Genomic DNA, 20,986 nt, shown 5'->3' with positions numbered 1-20,986 from the left:
GGAGATCAGTTACTACAGCATGAAACAACAAAACCTGTGAATGGTTTCGACTTTTCATTAAATTAGAGTCTTTTTCTCTCCCCGGCAAGCATTATGCATGATTCTGCCCGATTTATTTCGATTGATCCTGATAGCGGGTGAACAGGGTCGACCTCTGTTTGTCCGGTTATTTCAAATCAGTTTTTGAATGGGTGTCCCCTCGCTAAGTTTTAAGGGGCGACCAATGGGGGAAATTAATTCCTTGGTATAGTCGATGTTCAGCTTCTGTAAAATGGTGGCATAGAGATCCTGAATTTCGACGGGCTCTTTGGGTTTCTTTTCTTTACCTGTCGGGTCAGTCTCGCCGATGATCACATTGCTTTTCAAGCCTCCGCCTCCCACGATGCAGGAAAATCCAGAGGGCCAGTGGTCCCGACCGTCCAGGCCATTGATTTTTGGAGTCCTGCCGAATTCGCCGATACATAGAACAATCGTTGAGTCCAGCAGGTCTCTGGATTTCAGGTCTTTGAGCAAACTGGAAAAAGCAGGATCAAGTAACTTCGATTGTGTGATGTGCCCATTAAAGTTATTGGTATGGCTATCCCACCCATTGAGGTTAACTTCGATCGAATGCACACCCTGTTCTACGAGTCTACGCGCTACCAGACAGCCACGACCAAAGGGAGAATCTCCGTAAGCTTTCCGAACGGATTCCGTTTCTTTGTCGATTTCAAGGGCATTCAGTTGTTCTGAACTCATCATTGTCAGGGCACGATCAATGGTTGACTGATGCAGCGTTTTTTGCGCTTGGTTCACTCTCCCTTTTTGAAATGTCTGAGAGACAACGCTTAAATTATCCAGACGTCGATTTTGTCGCGGGGATTTCACACTGGCGCGCATGTTTCCAATATTTTTTCCCGGGTCATTTATACGAAACGCATCGAGGTGTCCGCCTAGATAACCACCACGTGCTGGTTGCTGAGTATTTCCCATGGAAATATGTTGTGGGATTTCGAGATCTGAATTGGGAGCCTGATGCGTGATGATGGCTCCCAGTGCCGGATAGACAGTCGTTGGCTCAGGGCGGTAACCGGTTTTGAAATATTTGGTACCTCGTTCATGATCACCCTCTTTGGAAACCATCGAACGAATGACGGACATGGATTCGAGCTGTTCTGCCAGCAGTGGATACATATCTGAAATTTGCAGTCCGGGGAGCGCCGTTTTCATTGCTTTACCCGGACCACCGATTTTTGTTCCCGGATGTGGATCCCAGGTTTCCAGTTGGCTGGGACCTCCACCCATCCAAAGAATAATGACTGACTTCTTGCGCTCCGGCCCTCGTTTTTGCGCCGCTTTTAAATCAAAGCCGGGCAGCATAAAGGAAAGCGTGCCACCCAGAGCGACTTTGCATAAGTCACGACGATTGATTTTGCTCGACAAAAATGTGGTATCGATCATGGTTCAATGGTTCCAGGAAAATTCAGGTGAATTATATAAAGACCAAAAAAGGTCTTCGGTAATTTTGGCACGTTGATCCGGTTCAGCTTGATACTGTTTCAAGAAATGTTCGCTTTCCAGTTCGGTGGGCAAGCGAGTCAGGCAGACTAAAAAACAGGTCTCGATTCGTTTTTCATCAGAGATATTCAATTGGGCAATACGTCCTACGGAATTCAGTGGTGAGGCACTGCCGTTCTCTTTGGCAAATTTCCCATTCATTCTGAGTAACGCCTGGGGAATTGTGCCCGGGAAATCATTCAATTCTTCACTGCCCAGATCACCGTACTCATTCAGAAAGTCTAATTCCGAGAAAAATCGACGTCCTCTCATGAAAAGATTTGAGTTCTGATCAATTGTTTTTAAAGAGGAAGACTGCAGCATCGAACCGATGACTTGTTCGGGGCGTAATCGTACCAGTGGGAATAATGCCCAGGCCTCGGTGTCGCGTTCAATTTGTTCTGGCTCGATATTTTCAGAAGTGGATGAGAGCCGGAACTGTTTTGAAGCAACAATAATCTGGATCATGCGTTTAATGTCGTAGCCGTTCTTTCGAAAGTCATCCCCTAATAGATCGAGCAAATCGGGTTCAGATTGAGAGAGATCGGTGGGAGCAGGAAGATCATCAACGGGAGCGATATAAGGTACACCAAATAAGAGTCCCCAGATCCGATTGGCTGATGCCCGTTCAAATCTTCGGTTTTTCGGATGTGTTACCCATGCAGCCAGTTTCTCTCGCAGAGTTCCCTCTTCTGGCAGGCATTCAGTAAGAAAAGGGACCTGCGGAGAAACGGTGCGTTTTTCCAAAGTATCGCGATCTTCCACTTCATATTTTAACTCTTCGTTCTGCCTGACTCCGAAGACTTGAATTTCGACTTGTCCGTAATACGCAGTGAGTCCTTCAAAGTCAGATTGTTTCCAATGGTCAAAGGGGTGGTCATGGCATTGAGCGCAATCAATGCGTTGACCGAGAAATGCCCGGACCGTGTTTCCGGTCAACTTGTTGCGATCCAGGTTTCCGTCAGCCGATGCTGCTGTAATGAAATTTGTTTCGGGATCACCGGTCCAAAGTCCCTCTCCTGCAATCAAATCTCTAGCCAGTTGATCATAGGGAGTATTGGCTTGAATCTGTTCGCTCAACCAGGCCTTGAATCGATCGCGTCGGAAGATGATAAACTGTCCTCCTGAAACACCAACATACGCACGCGCTAACCGTTCGGAAAAATAATCGGCAAATCGCCGGTCTGCTAAGAGTTTTTGCGTCCAGCGTTCCAGGCGATCCTCGCCCTGCATACTATCGAATTCTCTGATTTCCTCCAGCGAGGGAATGGTTCCATGTAAAGCAAGCGACAGTCTTCTTAACAAGAGCTGGTCATTCGAAATTTGAGCGGGAGTGATCTTATTCTCGGACCATTGTTTTTCAAAAAACCGGTCAACCTGCTTTACTGTCTGAGAAAAGGAATTGTCCTCTGCCATGAGTGGGGCTTTGGAGGAAATATTAATCGGGCTACTGGAAGCCCAGGCAACGAGAGAGATTACCAGAGCAACAACGCCGAAGGGCAGGCAGGCAAGTTTCCAGTTGTGTGAATTCAGCTTCATAAAACCATCTCTGAATAAAACGGGAACGCGTTCAAATAGGGTGAGAGGAGTTTGCTCTCACTCTTTCAGCTAATCATACCAGATTGGGAATTCGAAAGTTTCAGTGAAATCTTGAAACTCAGGACTTTTATTTGAGTACCATTAAAAGGAGGTGTGGGTGAGATTTCTCAATTGCTCCTCGAAACAGTCAAAAATTTCTGTTATAAGTTGGGCTTACCAATGGCGCAGGTGTTATTTTGAAAATGCATGCCAATTCCGGGGAAACCTTAAAGATACGATCAACGCCCCAAACTTCAGAGAACCAGACGGAGCTTGTTGTGAACGAAAAAGTCACGCAAGAGAACGACTTGAGTGGTGTACGCGTGGCCGGTGGTAGTGCCGCCTGTGAAGTGCAGGAATTTTTCTCCACAGAAAACAACTCTGAAGCAGTGACCTCCGAAATTGATCAGTTTTACCCGGATGAAGTTGTGGGAAATATTCCCCCGTTCCCGCACCTGTTACATCATCCTATCAAGGCGGCGTTCTGGCTGATGCGCATGATGTTTGGAATCACCTGTCTGGTTCTTTTTCTCGCTCTGATTGCTGCCATCCCCCTGGTGAACTTCATTGCTTTAGGATATTTACTGGATGTTGAGGGACGTGTTGCCCGTACTGGAAAAATCCGACTGGCGTTTCCTTTGCTGGATATTGCACCTCGCATGGGAACGATCGTCATTGGTATGGTGTTATGGTTACTCCCATTATATTTTCTAGCCGGGGCTGCCGCCGATGCGCGATTGATTGATCCGGGAGGAAATAGCGATCAGACTCTGCATCTGCTGACCTTGCTCACATCGATTGGTGTTTCGATTCATCTTTGTCTCTCATTAGCGCGCGGAGGAACATTTTTCTGCTTCTTTCGTCCCCTAAAAAATGTGCTTTGGCTAAATCAGCAGATTCGCTCCGGAGATTATTTGGAACGCGCGGCTCTGCATGTCCGTTCTTTTGTGACCTCGCTCAAGCTGGGCACTCATTTTTCTTTGGGACTACGTGGTTTCCTGGGGGCATTTATCTGGTTGGTCATTCCTTCATTGATGCTCGCCGCGATCAGCTCATTAGATAGTGAAAAAGGAGTTTCGATTCTAATCTCTTTGATTGGAGGAGCCACTCTTGTCCTGGTCCTTGGTTGGCTGCCTCTGTTGCAGGCTCACTTTACTGCAGAGAACCGTTTTTCTGCGATGTTTGAGCTCGGTACGATCAGGCGCAAGTTCAAACGAACTCCCTTAACGTGGATGCTGTCATTAGTTGTGGTTTATGTTTTGTCACTACCGCTCTATTTGTTTAAAGTCGCAGCTTTACCGCGTGATGCCGTCTGGGGAATTACTCTGATCTTTGTGGCGACGATTTATCCAACAAAAATATTGTTAGGTTGGGTCTATCATCGTGCTTCTTCAAAGACCAAAAATGCCTGGTTTGTCTGGCGATGGTTAAGTCGTACGATCATTTTACCGTTGATCGCCGCTTATGTGTTCATCATTTTCTTTACCCAGTTTATTGGAATTCATGGCAGTGGTGGGTTGCTTGAACATCACCTGTTTTTATTGCCGGTTCCATTCTAAGTTCACTGGTAAGCAGAATTGATCAGACGCATTCTCCGCTTATGTTGCGTAAAACAGCCACATTCATTTCCAAACTTCTATCATCTGCCTATATTGCAGCCAGGATGTGTCTATTTCTGAATGCAAGTCTATTTTTTCAGAAATCCTTTCGCTTTTCAAAATCAAAAAGTTATGCTTTAAGTAGATGAAAAAAAGATATAATAGAGGTATGTTGAGTACGCAAATTACAATTTATCGCAAGACTGATTCGGTATTCCCCAGGGAATCCGGTTTAAGGATAGTCAGGGAAACGTTTTTATCCCCGGCTCACGTTCGCATCATTTCCTGGCTAAGCGTGTTGCCTTTAACGGAACGGAGACAATAGCGCCCAGTCATTTTTTTGAAAAGGCAGGACGAGCGATGAATGAATACAAGGTAGACGACGTTAGGAATGTGGCATTGGTCGGCCACGGGGCTGTTGGCAAAACAACTGTAGCCGATCTTATGCTTTTTCAAACTGGTGCCTCTCCCCGATTAGGTTCTGTAGATGATGGCACTAGCTTGCTGGATACCGATGAAGAAGAAATAGATCATCGAATTTCCATTGCTTCCACTCTGATTCATTTCGATTATGACGGCCATCATATCAATCTGATTGACACCCCCGGATATCCTGATTTTATCGGGCAGGTTTCCGGCGCTTTGCGGGCTGTCGAGACGGCTCTCATTCTGTTAAACGCCGGGCATGGTGTCGAAATTAATGCGCTGCGAGTTTCTAAAATGGCTCAAGAGGCTGGTATTGCCCGTATGATCGTGCTCAATAAATGTGATTCTGATAATATCGATTACGATTCCTTAATGACTTCCATTCAAGAATCATTTGGCGCTCATTGCATACCAATTAACCTGCCGGTTGGACTGGGTGCTGATTTTAACGCCGTTTATGATCTTGTAGCAAATTCAGAATTACCCGCCAGTGGTGTTGTCGGGGATCCAGAGGAGACTCGTCAGGCACTGATTGAGGCAATCATAGAATCTAATGAAGCGATGCTGGAGCGTTTCTTTGACGGTGAAGAGATCAGTGCTCAGGAATTGTCAGCGAATATCCCCAAAGCAATGGCTGCCGGAACTTTAATTCCCGTACTTTTTATGAGTGCGAAGACCGGTGTTGGTGTTACGGAATTTATGAATGCGATGTCAAACTACACGTTGTGCCCACAGGACATCGAACGCATGGAAGAATCCAAAGATGGGGTTTCCGTCATGTTGGATCCCTCACCTGATCAACCCTTTGTCGCACAAGTTGTCAAAACGCGCATCGATCCTTTCATTTCTAAGATGAGTTACCTTCGCGTTTTTTCTGGCAAATTAAAGAAGGACTCTTCGGTAATCAATGTGAGAACCGGAAAACCGATCAAACTTCATCAATTACTCGATGTCCAGGGGGGTAAACAGGAGGCAGTAGATGAGGTTTCTGTGGGAGATATCTTCGCGGTTGCGAAGGCAGAAGACTTAAAACTGGGTGATACGATCACAGCAGACACGAATGGTGAAGGCCTTTCGCTACCGGAAATCAAGTTTCCGCATCCTGTTGTCGGACTGGCCGTCGAACCAAAAAGCCAGAACGATCAACAAAAAATCTCAGGTGCACTACATAAAATTGAAGAAGAAGATCAGACCTTTCATGTTGTTCATGATGAAGAAACACACGAACTGGTAATGCATGGCATGAGTGAGTTGCATTTGAAGATTGTTCAGGAACGACTCTTGCATCGAGATAAAGTGGCTGTCATCACTCATCAGCCCAAAGTGCCCTATCGGGAGACCATAATGGGGACTGCCGAAGGTAGCTATCGGCATAAAAAGCAGTCGGGAGGGGCAGGGCAGTTTGCTGAAGTGCACCTTAAGGTCTCACCGATGCCGCAAGATGTGAATCCGGAAGAGTACTTCACAAGAGATAATTTTGATCACCTCCGGTCTTATCATTATGATCCAGAGTTCAACTTTGCTTTTGTTGATCGTGTCTCTGGAGGTTCCATTCCAAATCAATTTATACCGGCCGTCGAAAAAGGCGTGCGCGATCGCATGAAGCAAGGGGTGATTACTGGTTGTCAGGTGCAAAATCTGATTTGCGAGCTTTTCTTCGGCAAAGACCATCCGGTCGATAGTAATGAGACGGCCTTCAAAACCGCAGGCAGTAAATGTTTTGCGGAGTTGTTTGAAAAAGCCCGTCCTGCTTTACTGGAACCGATCGTCAGAATCGAAATCCTCATTCCCGAAGAAAATGTAGGCGATATCAGTAGCGATCTTTCCAGTCGTCGAGGGCGTATGGAGGGGATGCAGGTTTCTACAGGCGGATACGAAATTATTCAGGCCCGCGTTCCCCTGGCAGAAGTCATGACCTATGCCCGTACGCTATCCAGTTTGACGGGAGGTCGGGGAACTTATGATATTGAATTGAGTCACTATGAAATGATCCCGCCGAATGAACAGGAGAAGATTATCGAAATTCTTAACAAGGAGAAAGAATAGAATCAGATGCGCTCCAGCTGATCGAGTTTGCCGGCAGTAAGTCATCTGCAGAATTGTGTTTGTTTTTTTGCAGATAACGGAGATTTCGCTGGCGCGCCGGTCACGATTTTCTATCTGTTTTTGCCGTTCCGAATATTCTTAAACACGACAATCAGTAAGATCAGTCTTTCTTTTTCTTTCGATTTCGAGCGAGCGGCTGATTCCAAAGCTTCAATTGTTTTTTGATATCAGAAAGGGACATCGGTACGGGAGAGAGTTTGATTTCGGTTTCAATGTCATAGTGGTCGCTGGTAACTTTTTCATCCAGTCGATCAATTTCATCTTCCAGACTTCTCATCCAGTCAGGCACATCAATTCCGGAACCAATTGTGGAATCCAAGTAACGTTCAATTTCTTCCTGTAGAATCGAAAACGCGGCTGAGTCTTCATTGCCATTTCTGGCATCTTTCATCGCGCGGGGAACCAGAGCCATCATTCGATTCACAGCCAGAGGTTTAACAAAACGCTCATTCAGATGGTCTGATATTAAGGGGAGATTGATTTTATATTCAGATTCTGTCTGATGCAGTTTTTTCAAATGTTTTTTCGACATCTCTTCCGAATTCGCTTCGAAGACAGCCTCCCAGATCAAAGCCGACTCATTGCGGTCCTGTTGGGCCAGAACTTTATGAGCTATCAGTAAAGGCACCATTTTCCAGTCATCGCGTTCATAGGCGGCTTCGAGTCGCAGAAAATCCAATAAGCAGTAAAACATTTCTCCGTAATCGGATTGGGTGGTCGTGCTGTTATATTCCACGAAGCGGTCAAATTTATCGACGACCGATTCGAAAATGACTTTAAGATTGGTAACGGCTTCATCCATGTCGATGGAACCTTCTTCCAGATCAGCCAGCAGAGCCATCGGGCGGGCAGGGTCTTGAGACTCTATCAGATAATTCAGGTACTGTTCGATGCCGTTGTGCAGAATCGCTCTAAGGTTTCCCAGGGTCAGGTATTGTGCATGAAACAAGTCAGCTCCATACAGATCAATAAACTGTTTCACTTCCATCCAGATAAATTCCTGGTTCAAAGCTTCAGCGCTGGAGAGCCGCATGGTGCGACTGTGTTTTAACCATTGTTCTCGATATTTATCGACTATTTTTCCGGAGATTTCGATGAGAATTTCATCATCCAGTTGATCCGTTTCCCAGGAATGAGATGAGCGAATGATGGCAGAAAGAGAACTTCGTAATCCCGTTCGGAACAGACGGTCAAATTCACTGACGGCAATCCCTTCCGGACGTGAAGAGCGTTCCATGCGATAGGCGGTTTTCAATAGCTGCCAGGTTTCACGCAGCATTCCCAGGCAGGGCAGCTGTGAAAGCAGGAAACGCAAAATCATTTGTAATGACCGCACCTTCAATACGATATTCGGTTTACCTCCCTGATCTATGGGAGTATATAGCAGCGGAGTTTCTACAATACTGCTCAAAAAGACCGGAAATTCTTTTCTGACCAACTCGATATCGCGTGTGAGAACTCCACGGTAGATAGAAACAAGCAGTCTTTCATTTTCTGTGAGTTCTGATTCAGACTCAGAGTGTGGAATGGTCGAAAGCAGCATTAAGCGTGCAGAGCGACAATTCACGGTCGTAATAATGATAGCGTGCATTAAGTAGTATTTTGTCTGGAGTTGCAGATCGTATTCAATATTGGAATCATGGTCACCACTTGGTTTGGAGAGTTGGTATTTCCAAATGGAATTAAGCAGAACTACCAGCTCCTGTTGCAGGTGCTCGGCGTGTTGAATCCAGCCTTCGATTGACTGCCTGGTTTCCAGATCAAATTCAATGGATTTCTCTTTTGTAGGGGAGTCCATTTCATGCTGGAATCTTGTTGTCTTTACTTCGCTGAAAAAAGCAGCCGACAATTGCCAGAGTTGGGAAAGTGTGTTCAAAAATTTGAGCCTTGGCTCAAGTTGACGATTGATAGATTCAATTTCCGAATTACTCGAAGAGTATCCGGAGTCCATCGTTTCTCCTTGCACACCATCATCGGCACTGTCCCTGAATATTACATCTTCATAAGCTGCACCGAACAGGGCATCTTCTTCATCTGGTTCTTCTGGATCAATTTCAAAAGGGTCTTCGATTTCATTATCGGGTACGGGCAAGATGGCATCGAAGTGAGGTACCGTCCAATAATCGGCAGCATTGGCTTCCAGATAGTCGAACATTTTTCGAATGGAATCACTGTTTTCCTTGATTGATTCGAACTCGACTTTCGAAGTCAGTTGTCGCATCCACTGTAACAGGACGGCGTGGATCGAGTAGGGGCCGGATTCCAGGCCTGTTTGATCGACCTGACTGAGCCACTGCATGATCAGCCCGATGGCAGCAACATGATCTCGTTTTTGCAAGAGTGCATCGACTGTGAGTGCATACGCCTTGGCAGACTCAAATCGATCAACATGTTGTCGCCAGAATGAAATATCGCCAACAGACTCTCCACCGTTTTTCCACTCTGTCAGGATTTGAGAAACATGCGCCGCTGATTCGAATGAATCCTGCCCGTTAACGTGTGGTAAATCTTCTACCGTCGTTGTAGCATAGCGATCCCATTTCTCCGCCAGCTTTTGAAAACGATCAGAAATTTCAAGTTTTAGTTTATTGTTTCCCTGAGCGGCTGCTTCACTGAGTGTTGCTGAATAAGCAGAGAATATTTCTTCCATCAGATCGAGCAGAACTTCGCTGCGCTGATCCGGGATACTATCTTCGCGGGAAATGAAAAGTGGAAATAGTCCTTGAAAGCCCAGAATATTCCAGGGATCGATCAGGGCACCACATTCGATACCCCGCGTTAACTGTTCTTCAATTTCAGAAATAAGCTGCCAGGCCTGATCGAGTTCATACCGTTCCAGATGGAGGTGGACCATTGTAATCCTCCATTGTAGCTCACACTCAAATCTGACTGACGTGCAAGGAATGACTGCAGCTTCACAGCGGGCTGCGGATGAGAAACCCATGCGCGCATATATTCGTGAAAGCTGTCGATGCTGCACTTGTTGCGCACCATAGCGTGCCAGATGTAAATTGAGGTAATGGCGGATATGGCCGAACGGTTGTTGTGACTGTTGTGCTTCTTTTGCAAGCCGCTCTGCCCGTTTCCCAGTGGCCGAGGACAATAATCGGTTGTAATAATCATCGCGCTGTCGCGCAACTTGAGGAAGTAATGAAGTTAAACTGGTATCACCTGAGTGTGTATCAGGACCAGAGCCGCTGATGGAGGAAGCCATTAACATCGTACCACTCAAAACAGCAGCGGCATCCTGTAATCGCTCTTGAAGCGGAATTTCTTTATGTTCATCGATCCAGGCTAACAGGGAGTCGAGAATCAATTTGCGAATGACAAAGCGGCGATAGTAACCCTGGTTGTCAATGACATGCGGGTCCCATTCCCCAAACATGTAGTTGGTTCGTTTGTTGACCGGATGCAGATGATCGTGCGCTCGTAGATCGATGGCAATCTCATCTATTTTGTCGAGTGCGAAATGCGCCTGATATAACAGATCACCGGGAGTCGATTCCAGTGTTTTGATTGCCTGTTCAATCAAACGTTGATAAGGACCAGAGGCAACGCCACAATCGCGAATATAGAGAGGAATCGGTCGGAATTTTTCATGAGAATAAACCTGCATCTGTCGGCCATTCTCAAGAACAGCGACAGGGCGGAATCCAACAAAATCATTGAGTTTATCAATACTCGCTGAAACGATGCCTTCGTTCTGTTCCCACGGACCTCCCTGTTCAAGCAGGGCTTCGAAAAGAACTGCCAGAAAATAGGGTTGTAAGAACTCCTTCTCAGGTACATGAAATAGCAGGTCACGATGATGCCGTTTGTATTGAGGCAGACATTCCTCAAAAGCGATCCGAAGTACACTTTCTGCCTGCTTGATTTCCTGAAACGCCCCGGAGGTTCCTTTGAGCGCTTGTAAATGCGAATTCAGTAGCGAAAACAGCATTTCAACCGTAGGTGGCTGGTCCAGTTCGAAAAAGAGTTGGTTCCAGTTAAAGCGGAACTTGGAATCCGGTTTTCCGTTGGAGAAATTTAGATATCCCAGAATCTCTCGTATGATGTGCTTGTCAACGGCAGGCAAAGATTGCTGGTCCGTTTTTTTATTACGCGATGCATTCATATTGGCAAACGTAGATCGTGGAATCAGAGTTAAGAAAAGTTGGAAAAATGATGCCCGTCAGCAGTAAAACAGCCTGTTTCCTCCATGAACAGTCCCACGAGACTGAATCCCGGAATCTATTATACTTTTTCAAGTTCCTCTGTAAAAAACAGGTCCCGTTTGAAATTACTAACTGCTAATCTCAAAGCAGTTTATAGAGAATTCCTGGTTCGCAGCTTGTACTCATTCCAGGTAGTGTTCGCATGGATAATTTCGATTACTTCTGGCTTCTCCCGCTCCTGCCGGAATTTTCTTCAACTTAGTTGTCACAATATGACGATTATACGGAATATGCGTATTACGGAAGTGAGTTTTATTGTGGGCCTTTCCATTGACGGGATCAAGCCAGACCTGTGTGAGTCGCATAAGTCAAGCAGGAATTCCCTACCCGCAATCAGGCAAGCTTCACAGAGCATTCACTGCATTTAAGATCAATGATACTCACAGGGGATGGCATCTTTTTTGAGTTTCGAATGGGTCAAATCCTGAACCGAATTTCTGATAGTGCACTCATACCTTTAAGGATGTGAACAGACAGATGGAACACTTGGAATCACTGCCGGAAAGTGAAAAAGAAGATCACTTCTTGAATTTCTCAAAAGCAATCCTGAAGTCTCCACTTTTCTGGGGGATTGGTACCACATTCGGATTTTATGCCCTGATACCATATCTGCCCGTGTATCGCTCCCTTATCGAACGATACTTTTGCAGTCACCCTCTAGAGTACGCGACAGCGGGGCTATTTTTCATTGGCATGTCCATCATCGGTGTGAAGGGCATGGGCATGCTCAATCAGAAAAGGTCTTTGACGAAAACGAAAATTGACTGGGAAACCATTGGTGAAATTGAAGATACGGGTGAACGGATCGACGTATTTAATGATCAAGTGCAGTCGCTTTCAAGTTGGATTGGAGAGACTTATCTTGGGAAACGACTGAAAGATATCGCCTCGTATGTCAAAGGTCGTCGCTCAGTGCAGGATCTTGACGAACATTTAAAATATCTGGCAGAACTTGCAGCCGACCAGATGCATGCCAGCTATTCACTCATCCGAACAATTACCTGGGCCGTTCCCATCATCGGATTCCTGGGTACCGTAATCGGTATTACGATTGCCATTGCGAATGTGACACCGGATCAACTGGATACCTCACTTTCTGAAGTCACCGGGGGATTGGCTGTCGCCTTTGATACGACTGCTTTAGCATTGGGTTTATCTCTGGTGCTGGTCTTTTCCACATTCATCGTAGAACGGATGGAACAAAAGCAGCTTGAGAAGATCGAATTATTTGGTCTGCAAAATATTGCCTCTTGTTTGAGTGCATCAGAAAATTTGATTAGCCCGTTGGAGTCAGCGGAAATCGAAGCGGCTCAACAATTAGTTCTACGCACAGAAGAGATGATACAGAGGCAAACCGAGCTTTGGCAGACCAGTTTGGAAGCCTTACGGGCTCGCTGGTCTGAGGTGATGGAACGGCAACAGGAATCATTTGACAGTTCTTTGCAGGAAGGAATGTCAAATACACTGGGGAGCCACTCTTCTCAGCTGGAATCTGTTCGAAACGAATTTTTATCTGCGTATCAATCAACGACAGAAAATATTGAGTTGATGCTGACACGTTGGCAAGACACGCAGAAAGAATCAAACAGTCGGTTTTCAACGCATCTGGCTCAGATCTGGAATGAAGTTCATCAGGATGTGATTTCCGCTCAAACGCGTCAAACTACTCAGATTGAGCAGGCAACGAAAGAGATTGCCGGCGAAGTCAAGCAGTGGAATCAACAATTAAAAGACAGTTCAGAAGTCTCTTCGTTACAGTTGGAAGCCTTGAATTCTCAGAGCGAAAATTTGTTGAAAATAGTCGGTCAGGAAGAACATCTGGTGGGCTTGCAGCGAAGACTGTCTGAAAATCTGGATGCAATTCGTGCGACCGAGACATTTGAAGATACCTTGCACAGTTTGAGTGCCGCAGTCCATCTACTGACTGCGCGATCCAGTAGAAATAATGCAGCGTGATTGCAATATTTGAAAATTGTGATTCTCTATAAACTTATTCTGAACGAAGTCAATTCCCCGGTTTAACTCATGAGCAGACATGGTCAGGAAGCACGTTCGGTATCGCTATTTCCTTTCTTAGCGGTTCTCATTTGTGCAATGGGGGCATTAATATTCCTGTTGGTTGTCACCACGCGCCGCATTCGTCAGCAAGCCATCATTCAGGTTCAAAACGTTTCGGTGGAAGAAGTGGTTGACGCCGATTTCTTTCCTCCGGTGTTATTTGCCGCAGAGATCGAAGAACTACAAGAAGTGGCACCACGCTTGACGATTGTAGAAACTCCTGCTGTCATTTCCGAACCTGAGCCTCAAGTAATCAATCTTGCTGCGGAACAAGAGGCAAAGTTAAAAGCATTAAATCTGCGAAAAGCCAAAAGTCTTGAGAATTTGAAATTACAGAATCTGAGTTTGATCCGCTTGAAAAACGAGTTGAGTCAGTCAGAAAATAAATTAGCGGGTACAAAGCAGCAAATTCAGATGTTGCAGCAAAAAGATGAAGATCTCATTCAGAAAATGAATCAAGTTAAGTACAAGAAATCGCGTGCAACAGAATTACTTCAGGAAGAGTTACGAAAACTGGAAGAGAAAAAACAATCACAAAAAACAGCGCGCAGTAAGTATTCGATCATTCCCTATGATGGTCAAACCGGGACAGCGAAACGACCTATCTTAATTGAATGTACCGATCAGGGACTGACGTTTCTTCCGGAAGGAATTACGCTGACTCCCGATGATCTTCAGGATTTTACCCCGGGATATAATCCGCTGTTGGCGGGGACACAGGCTTTATCCCAATACTGGAAGGCTAAAGATCAGCCCACAAATCAGGAGTCCTATGTATTGATTCTGGTCCGACCCAGCGGAAGCGTGGGTTACTATGTCGCAAGAAAACTGTTGAATAATCTGAAACAGGATTCAGGATATGAGCTGATTGATGCTGACTGGGATTTTGCATTACCAGCCAAAGATCCTAGAGCTGAGCAGGTATGTCGGGATGCAGTGGATCGCGTATTAAGTGAACGTAAAAAACTCGTGTCGCAGCTCCATCAGCCTCAGAGTGGATCAAGCCCGAGAGGACGCGTGTTAAAATTTGATCCACGCACGGGCATGGTGCGTGTAATTGAACCTGAAGAAGAGTTTGGCACAGGCTCTGGTAAATCCAGCCCGTCTGAAAAGCTGGCAGCGAATGGTAATTCAAAGTCTTCCGGCAAGTCGCGTTTTAGTGATGTATTAACCCGTCGACAACAGTTGACGCGCGCAGAATACCTCAGAAAAGTTGCCAATCAAAAACACATTGTTGCACAAGAAGACGCAGTGAATGGTACCTCAGATCTGCGTGGAGTTGCTTCGGGCAAAAAGAATGGTCTTTCACAACAAAAACCAGTGGGATTAAAAAGTGTACCTGGCAGTCGTCAAACGGCTGAAGTGTTTGATTTTTCAGAACTAAGAAAACAGCCGGGTGGGAGAGCAGCAGAGGGTACGGGAGTGAAACAGGCACAAGTGATGAATCGCGAACAAATGCAGGAACTGGCAGAGCGGCATCTGGTCTCACTGGAAGGTTCTCGGGAAAACAGAGTCACAGAATCTCGAGATCGGCAAGTTGGCAAGCCTGATTCCAATTCACAGTCCTCAGCAGGTCGTGTGATAGAAAATTCTTTCAGTGACCAGAGAAAACAGACTCAGTCAAACTCCTCGCAGCAACAGGCTGGCAGTCATCAATCGCGAAACCGTCTGAAAGGGGTTCCACCCGGACAGTCTGCTTCGGGAGCCGGTAATACGAGTTCATTATCTTTGAATCGTAGCCAACAGGCAGGCGGTGCTCACTCAGAGATTAAATCTGCAAAGAACAGACAGTGGCAACAATCGCGTTCAGGAATTGGTTTCGAGAGAGAAATTACTGTTCACGTTGGCGCGGATCGCATTCTGGTCGGCAATGATAAATTTATCAAAGTAGACCAGGGAGTCTCGCAGGAAGAATTGCTGCAGTCGATGATTGTTGTAATGGATCAGTATGTCAATTCCTGGGGACCTGCTCCAAAAGGATTCTACTGGGTACCCACCATTCAGTTCACAATCAGTCCTGGTGGCAATCAATATTATGAACGGTTAAAAGGTTCAGCCCAGAAGATGGGGCTCCAGACAGAATCGACATTTACGCTGGAACCCCTGCCTGTGTCTTCGGCTCTCAGTACTGAGGTGGAGAAATAATATGAGCCGCCGCACACAATCGGGAGAAGTTGGTTTTGGTTCCGATTCCTTTTTGGATATCGTAGCCAATATCGTAGGGATTTTGATTATTTTGATTGTCATCGCTGGAGTCCGGATGAGTCAGGCTCCTGTAACGGTGGTTGAGAATCAATCAGTCAGGGCTCTACAACCCGAGATCATTGATGCCGATTTAGCGGCATTTCCTTCCCCGGTCGAAACAGAGCTTCCGATTCCAGAAGCGCCTGCACTTACTTTAATAGAACCCGAGCCGAAGCCGTTTGTTCCTCAAAAACCAAAAGTTATCTATCAACAACCCTCGGCGGAATTACTTGAGGAATTAAAGCAACTGGAACGAGAGCTTGCCAGAATAGATCAGGTGATGCAAAGTCGTGAGTCAGGTGTCCAGGAATTAGCACATCAAAAACGGGCCATTAATGGGGAGCTGCAATCACTAAATTCGAAGATTAATCTGAAAAGCAAACTTTTAGATCAGCAGTCTCAACTGTTATTAAGTCTGGTTGACTCTAAGCAGGAAACGCAAAAAGAACTAGAGCGGGTTGTATCGCAATCGCGGCTGGTTTCGGCCCCCCGTGATCAAGTGAAAGAACTGAAGCACCGCTTAACCCCCGTTAGTCAGCTGGTGACAGATAAGGAGTGGCATTTTTTACTCTCTGAGAATAAAGTGTCATACGTGCCGATCAACGAACTACTCGCGGATTTGAAAGATCAGGTCATCAAACGAGGAAAATGGCTGGCCCAATATCGTGAGCATCATGGCAAAGTGGGCCCGATTCGTGGATATACAATGAACTATGTAGTTGAGCGGCAGGTGCTCTCAGCGATCGATCAGTTAAGAAATGGCGGGAGCGGTGGTTTCCGAGTAGGTGTTACCAAGTGGGAAATCGAAACTGATGATGAAGTACCCAGCGAGACTCAGGCTGCAGCACTCCAGGTTCATTCGCAATTTTTCCAGACGTTGACTGATATAGGGAGAGGTTCAACACTCACATTTTGGGTTTATCCTGATAGTTTTGAACTCTATCGATCCTTACAGAAGCACGCGCATTCTCTGGGTTATCAGGTCGCTGGACGTCCTTTACCGTTTGGTGTTCCCATCGCAGGCTCTCCAGCAGGAACTCGATCCGCCGGGCAGTGAGTAGTGGCGAACTAATACAATAGCGTTGCCAGTTTTCTGCGGTAAGCACTTGTCAGTGTCGACTGAGGGCCTAGGATGTCAAAAATTTTCAGCATGGTTGCTTTGGCTTCTACACCCGCTCCCGATTTATCCTGCTCGATCAGTGCCAGACAAATTTCAAGTGCTTCTTCATGTTTGTTTGAAACGGCTAAGGCATCTGCCAATGCAATTTTTAAGTCCGCATTTTCCGGATCTGCGGCTAAAGCAGCTCTGGCTGGTTCAACTCCACCCGCTTCATCGGATGCCGCCTGTAGTTCAAGTTGAGATTTGATCTGCTCCGCTTCCGGTTCCAGAAACCCCCGTTCTTCCAGCTTACTGATGATTTTAGTGCATTCATCAAATCGCGACTGTTTAATCAAAACTGCTGCCATCCGTAATTGAATCGCGTCATTTCCGGGATCGAGATCGGAAGCCTCACGGTACTTGGTTTCTGCCAGAGCGGGATCTGTTTCTTCTGCCGCCTGTGCTTCCTGCAGTAGAATTTCCAGCGGGGAAGGGATCAAGCGTGTGATCCATTCTCTCAATGTTTCTTCGGGAAGAATTCCTTGAAAATTATCCACGGGCTGTCCGTGTTGAAAGGCGACAACAGTCGGAATGGATTCGACGCGGAAGGCAGCCGCTAAGCCCTGTTGTTCATCAATGTTGATCTTGGCAAGTCGAAATTTTCCCTGGAATTCCTCGACCAGTTTCTCCAGCATCGGAGCCAATTGCTGGCAGGGGCCACACCAGGGCGCCCAGAAATCAATTACAATCGGTGTTTGTGCAGATTGTTGAATCACTTCTGTTTCGAAGTTTTCTTCAGTGATATCAATGATCCATGCAGAATTGGCAGACATTTGTAGATTCCTTGACTGGTTCAGCGATTTGTATTTTGATTTATGAATTTCACGGGCTCAGGACTGGGGAACGGGAAGCTGGCAGATCGCCCATTGTCCGAAATTTTCTTCGACTTCGATCTGTACTGATTCAATCTGGTTTGAAGCATGCGATCCTATCACAGTCAGCAGTTGTTGGCCAATCCAATGCGCGATTAATTCAGCGGTGGTATTTTCAACAGGCAGCAAAATGCAATCTTCTTTGGGAAAAACCCAGCGTCGCTTTTCAAAAGTCGCTTGAATTTCATCATGCTCTTCCGAAATTTTTATCTTCTGATGTTGTGTGGGAAGCAGGACGCGGTGATCCAGTGTATCGACAGTTTTCTGTAATTGATCTCTTAACGCGATGAAGTCAAATACATAGCCGTTTTCATCCAGGGGCCCGGTCAGTTCGGCAGCGACTCTCCAGTTATGGCCGTGCAGACGCTCGCAAATGTTTCCATTGAATGTAATGAAATGTGCGGCACTAAAAACCAGATGGTCTTTGGTCACGCGTACTTTGTAGAGGGCGGGTTTATTCATAGTCCGTTGTCATCCTCGAGTCGGGTACCAAATGTGTGGGAACCTGTTTCAGTATTGTAGTTAACTCCGGCATGGGAATAAAACCATCCCGCAGAGCGACGAACAGGGCCGCGACGATCAGATCTGCTGTTGTGCCCGGATTCCGCTGATTCCCCTTGAATCGCAACCAGGAATCGAACGGGGCGAGACTTGAGTCAAATTGCTCGGCTTGTAAAACTTCAGCTGCATAGACGGCAGACTGCTGTGCCTCTTCGATGCCACATTTTCGTGCGATTAAAGTATCCGGGAAGTCAGACATTAATCGAAGCTGCAACCGAATGACGGCTTCTTCCCAGTCTGCACATTGACTCCAGAACGTTTGCAGGGCTGGTACTGCCGAGTCTAGTGTGATGTCAAAATTATTCGCGTATTCGCTGGCTATTGAATCATGATCGGCTGCCAGGCACATTACCTCACGGAGTGTGCTCGTAGGTTCGTTGGAAATATCTTCTGATTCCGTTTTTCCCAGGCCACCCGGTTTAGCCATTCGAATTGCTTCATAAACTTCTATCGCGTCCTGAATCGTTAACTGCTGCAAAACTTCGTGAATCCCCTCTGCGATCGATTTATTGCGAGGGATGGCCGTCAGGGGAGCCAGTAACAGTACCATGCCGAGATTGGAGTTGCTGGAACTGACTTGCTGGGTTTCTCTGATACATTCTTTAATGCAGTAGCCAATTTTGTGCGGTTCGATCTCAGCTAGAATCGGTGCAATCACCGCAGCAGATTTCACAAAATCGGCATAAGTTAAATCGGGAAAAGCGGCCTCAGGGTGTACGTTTCCCGGTTTTCTGGCGGTTACTTCCATCAGGCACGCCCGGTAGATAAAGTCTTTGAGTTGTCGATTATTTTTGCTCATAGGGGGTCTGTTAGATTGATGACCAGCAGGTTTCCGCGTACAACAGTATGTAAAGGATCTTAATTATCCTGCTGAGGTTCTGTTTGGCGTTTTAATTTTGCAGGATGGACCCAGGGAAATGAAGTCTCTGGCATCATGATCTGCCCAGGTAACAGGAATTGTTTTATGAGCTCTCCAATAACGAACCAGCAACTGCAAACCGTACATATTGTGCCTTTGACGGCTTTTGATCAGAACGATCAAATTAATGTCGAAACACAAGCAACTCACACGGCTAAGTTATATGAAGCAGGGATGCGCGTTTTTCTACCCGGTGCGGGTACCAGTGAATTTCATAGCCTGCTTCCAGAGGAAATCGTGGAACTGGTAAAAATTACCCGTGAAGCCACGGGTCCGGATGCACTCATTTTTGCTCCGATTGGGTATCAGGTCGGCATCGCCTGTCAGACGGCCATTGATTCCATGAAAGCCGGTGCCACGGGGATTATGTTTATGCCCTTCGCTCATCCGTATATGAGTGACCGTGGCGCTGAAGAATATTATCTGAGTGTGATGGATGCCGCAGATTGCCCGACTCTGTACTACAAAAAATCTGATATTCCCAGTGATGCACTTCTTTTGAAATTAGGCGCTGATAAGCGATCGATTGGAGTCAAATATTCGGTGAACCAAATGCATCAGTTCCGGACGACGGTCACCGCTGATGAACATGGCCTGGAATGGATTTGCGGTTCCGCAGAACGTTTTGCACCCTATTATATGCTGGCTGGTTCTGGTGGATTTACCAGTGGAGCCGGGAATATTTGCCCGCATTTATCTCTGGCAATGCATGCGGCTTTTGCTGCCGGTGATTACTCTGAAGGCATGCGAATTCAACAACTGATTCTGCCGATTGAAGATTATCGGGCTAGAGCAGGAGACAGTTTTAATATCAGTATGCTGAAGTATGCGATTACTTTGAAGGGCGCTGACTTCGGTCCACCGCGGCCGCCTCAGCGGACTCTGACTTCTGAGCAGGAAACGGAGATTCGTCAGTTGATGGAACCTGTTTTACAGGCCGAAGCAAAATTAGCGCAACAAAAAAGCCCCGTCTCGTAAAACGGGGCCTTTTTGGTATGCTTCAGAACAAGACTGTGTCCAGGCTTATAATAGCGTCTTCAGAGTCAGTATATCACTATTGAAGCCGCTATGATGAAAAGGGACGCGCCTTAGGCAGTTGCCAGTCGTTCTTCTTTTTCTTTCAGGCGACGTGCTACCACTTCTTCCTGAATGTTTCGTGGTACTTGGGCATAGCGGGAGAATTCCATGCTGAATCCCCCTTTACCCTGTGTCATGGAGCGTAGTTCGTTGGCATAGTCAAACATATTTGCCAGAGGTACTTCCGCGATGAAAACACTGGTTCCCAATTTGGTTTCAGAGGTGTTGATTACACCACGCTTTTGAGCTACATGGCCAGAAACAGAGCCTTGATATTCTTCAGGAACTTCTACTTCCAGTTTCATGATGGGCTCTAAAAGTGCCATGTTCGATTTCTTCAGTGCATCTCGCATACAGTTGAATCCAGCGACATTAAATGCCATTTCCGAAGAGTCAACATCATGGTAACTACCATCGGCAAGCGTGGCTGAGACACCCACCACTTCGCACTCGCAAAGGGGGCCTTTTACCAGCGCCCGTTTAAAGCCTTTATCAACGGCAGGGATGTATTCTTTGGGAATACGTCCTTGAGTAACCTTGTTGACAAATATGTAGGTATCACCATTGTTCTCAACAGGCATCGGTTCAATTTTTCCAACCACGTGAGCGTACTGACCGGAACCACCAGTCTGCTTTTT

The 20,986-nt window shown here is 46.3% G+C and carries 13 protein-coding genes and 1 pseudogene; 6 read left to right on the top strand and 8 right to left on the bottom strand.

The annotated features are described in order from the left end of the window. Positions 1–171 precede the first annotated feature (171 nt). On the bottom strand, positions 172–1,440 hold the full coding sequence (locus Q0668_RS03870; protein ID WP_298860110.1) for a DUF1501 domain-containing protein: 1,269 nt from the start codon (positions 1,438–1,440) through the stop codon (positions 172–174). A 3-nt stretch (positions 1,441–1,443) separates the two neighbouring features. Then, positions 1,444–3,075, bottom strand: coding sequence for a DUF1549 domain-containing protein (locus tag Q0668_RS03865; protein ID WP_298860108.1), 1,632 nt, complete (start codon positions 3,073–3,075; stop codon positions 1,444–1,446). A gap of 317 nt (positions 3,076–3,392) precedes the next feature. Between Q0668_RS03865 and Q0668_RS03860 the strand changes: the two genes are divergently transcribed. Together Q0668_RS03860 and Q0668_RS03855 are read left to right on the top strand one after the other, a co-directional pair. Beyond that, complete coding sequence (locus Q0668_RS03860; RefSeq protein ID WP_298860106.1) at positions 3,393–4,673, top strand: DUF4013 domain-containing protein; 1,281 nt, start codon at positions 3,393–3,395, stop codon at positions 4,671–4,673. A 399-nt stretch (positions 4,674–5,072) separates the two neighbouring features. After that, entirely contained in the window at positions 5,073–7,184 is a 2,112-nt protein-coding gene (locus tag Q0668_RS03855) for an elongation factor G (RefSeq protein ID WP_298860104.1), read from the top strand. Positions 7,185–7,344: 160 nt separating this feature from the next. Here Q0668_RS03855 and Q0668_RS03850 read toward each other — a convergent pair whose 3' ends face one another. Then, positions 7,345–11,358 carry a hypothetical protein gene (locus Q0668_RS03850; RefSeq protein WP_298860102.1) on the bottom strand — a complete coding sequence of 1,338 codons (4,014 nt, stop codon included), beginning with the start codon at positions 11,356–11,358 and terminating at the stop codon, positions 7,345–7,347. A gap of 222 nt (positions 11,359–11,580) precedes the next feature. Beyond that, positions 11,581–11,763, bottom strand: coding sequence for a hypothetical protein (locus Q0668_RS03845; protein ID WP_298860099.1), 183 nt, complete (start codon positions 11,761–11,763; stop codon positions 11,581–11,583). 172 nt (positions 11,764–11,935) lie between these two features. On the opposite strand from Q0668_RS03845, the gene Q0668_RS03840 reads away from it, so the two are divergent. From Q0668_RS03840 to Q0668_RS03830, 3 genes are all read left to right on the top strand, one after another. Then, complete coding sequence (locus Q0668_RS03840; RefSeq protein WP_298860097.1) at positions 11,936–13,414, top strand: MotA/TolQ/ExbB proton channel family protein; 1,479 nt, start codon at positions 11,936–11,938, stop codon at positions 13,412–13,414. 69 nt (positions 13,415–13,483) lie between these two features. After that, positions 13,484–15,661, top strand: coding sequence for a hypothetical protein (locus tag Q0668_RS03835; protein WP_298860095.1), 2,178 nt, complete (start codon positions 13,484–13,486; stop codon positions 15,659–15,661). 1 nt (position 15,662) lies between these two features. Continuing rightward, the gene (locus Q0668_RS03830) at positions 15,663–16,817 is read left to right on the top strand and encodes a hypothetical protein (RefSeq protein ID WP_298860093.1); all 1,155 of its coding nucleotides are present in this window, start codon (positions 15,663–15,665) and stop codon (positions 16,815–16,817) included. An 11-nt stretch (positions 16,818–16,828) separates the two neighbouring features. Here the strand turns inward: Q0668_RS03830 and trxA are convergent, their stop codons facing one another. From trxA to Q0668_RS03815, 3 genes are read right to left on the bottom strand one after another with little or no spacing between them, the layout of a single operon-like run. Further along, a complete protein-coding gene (gene trxA / locus Q0668_RS03825; RefSeq protein WP_298860091.1) occupies positions 16,829–17,692 on the bottom strand; it encodes a thioredoxin in 864 nt (287 codons plus the stop codon). 57 nt (positions 17,693–17,749) lie between these two features. Beyond that, a complete protein-coding gene (locus tag Q0668_RS03820; RefSeq protein WP_298860089.1) occupies positions 17,750–18,253 on the bottom strand; it encodes a 6-pyruvoyl tetrahydropterin synthase family protein in 504 nt (167 codons plus the stop codon). Beyond that, entirely contained in the window at positions 18,246–19,151 is a 906-nt protein-coding gene (locus Q0668_RS03815; protein ID WP_298860087.1) for a triphosphoribosyl-dephospho-CoA synthase, read from the bottom strand. The genes Q0668_RS03820 and Q0668_RS03815 overlap by 8 nt, the downstream gene beginning before the upstream one ends. A gap of 165 nt (positions 19,152–19,316) precedes the next feature. Between Q0668_RS03815 and Q0668_RS03810 the strand changes: the two genes are divergently transcribed. Next, positions 19,317–20,249 (top strand): dihydrodipicolinate synthase family protein, encoded by a 933-nt coding sequence (locus tag Q0668_RS03810; RefSeq protein ID WP_298860085.1) that lies wholly within the window; start codon positions 19,317–19,319, stop codon positions 20,247–20,249. Positions 20,250–20,359: 110 nt separating this feature from the next. On the opposite strand, the pseudogene fusA reads toward Q0668_RS03810, so the two are convergent. Beyond that, positions 20,360–20,986, bottom strand: a pseudogene (fusA, locus tag Q0668_RS03805) (elongation factor G); the annotation flags it as partial.

Origin of the sequence: uncultured Gimesia sp., assembly GCF_937910335.1 — a bacterium.
Lineage (GTDB): Bacteria > Planctomycetota > Planctomycetia > Planctomycetales > Planctomycetaceae > Gimesia.
The sequence above is the reverse complement of the archived record's forward strand: the minus strand, read 5'-3'. Positions and strand labels throughout refer to the sequence as shown.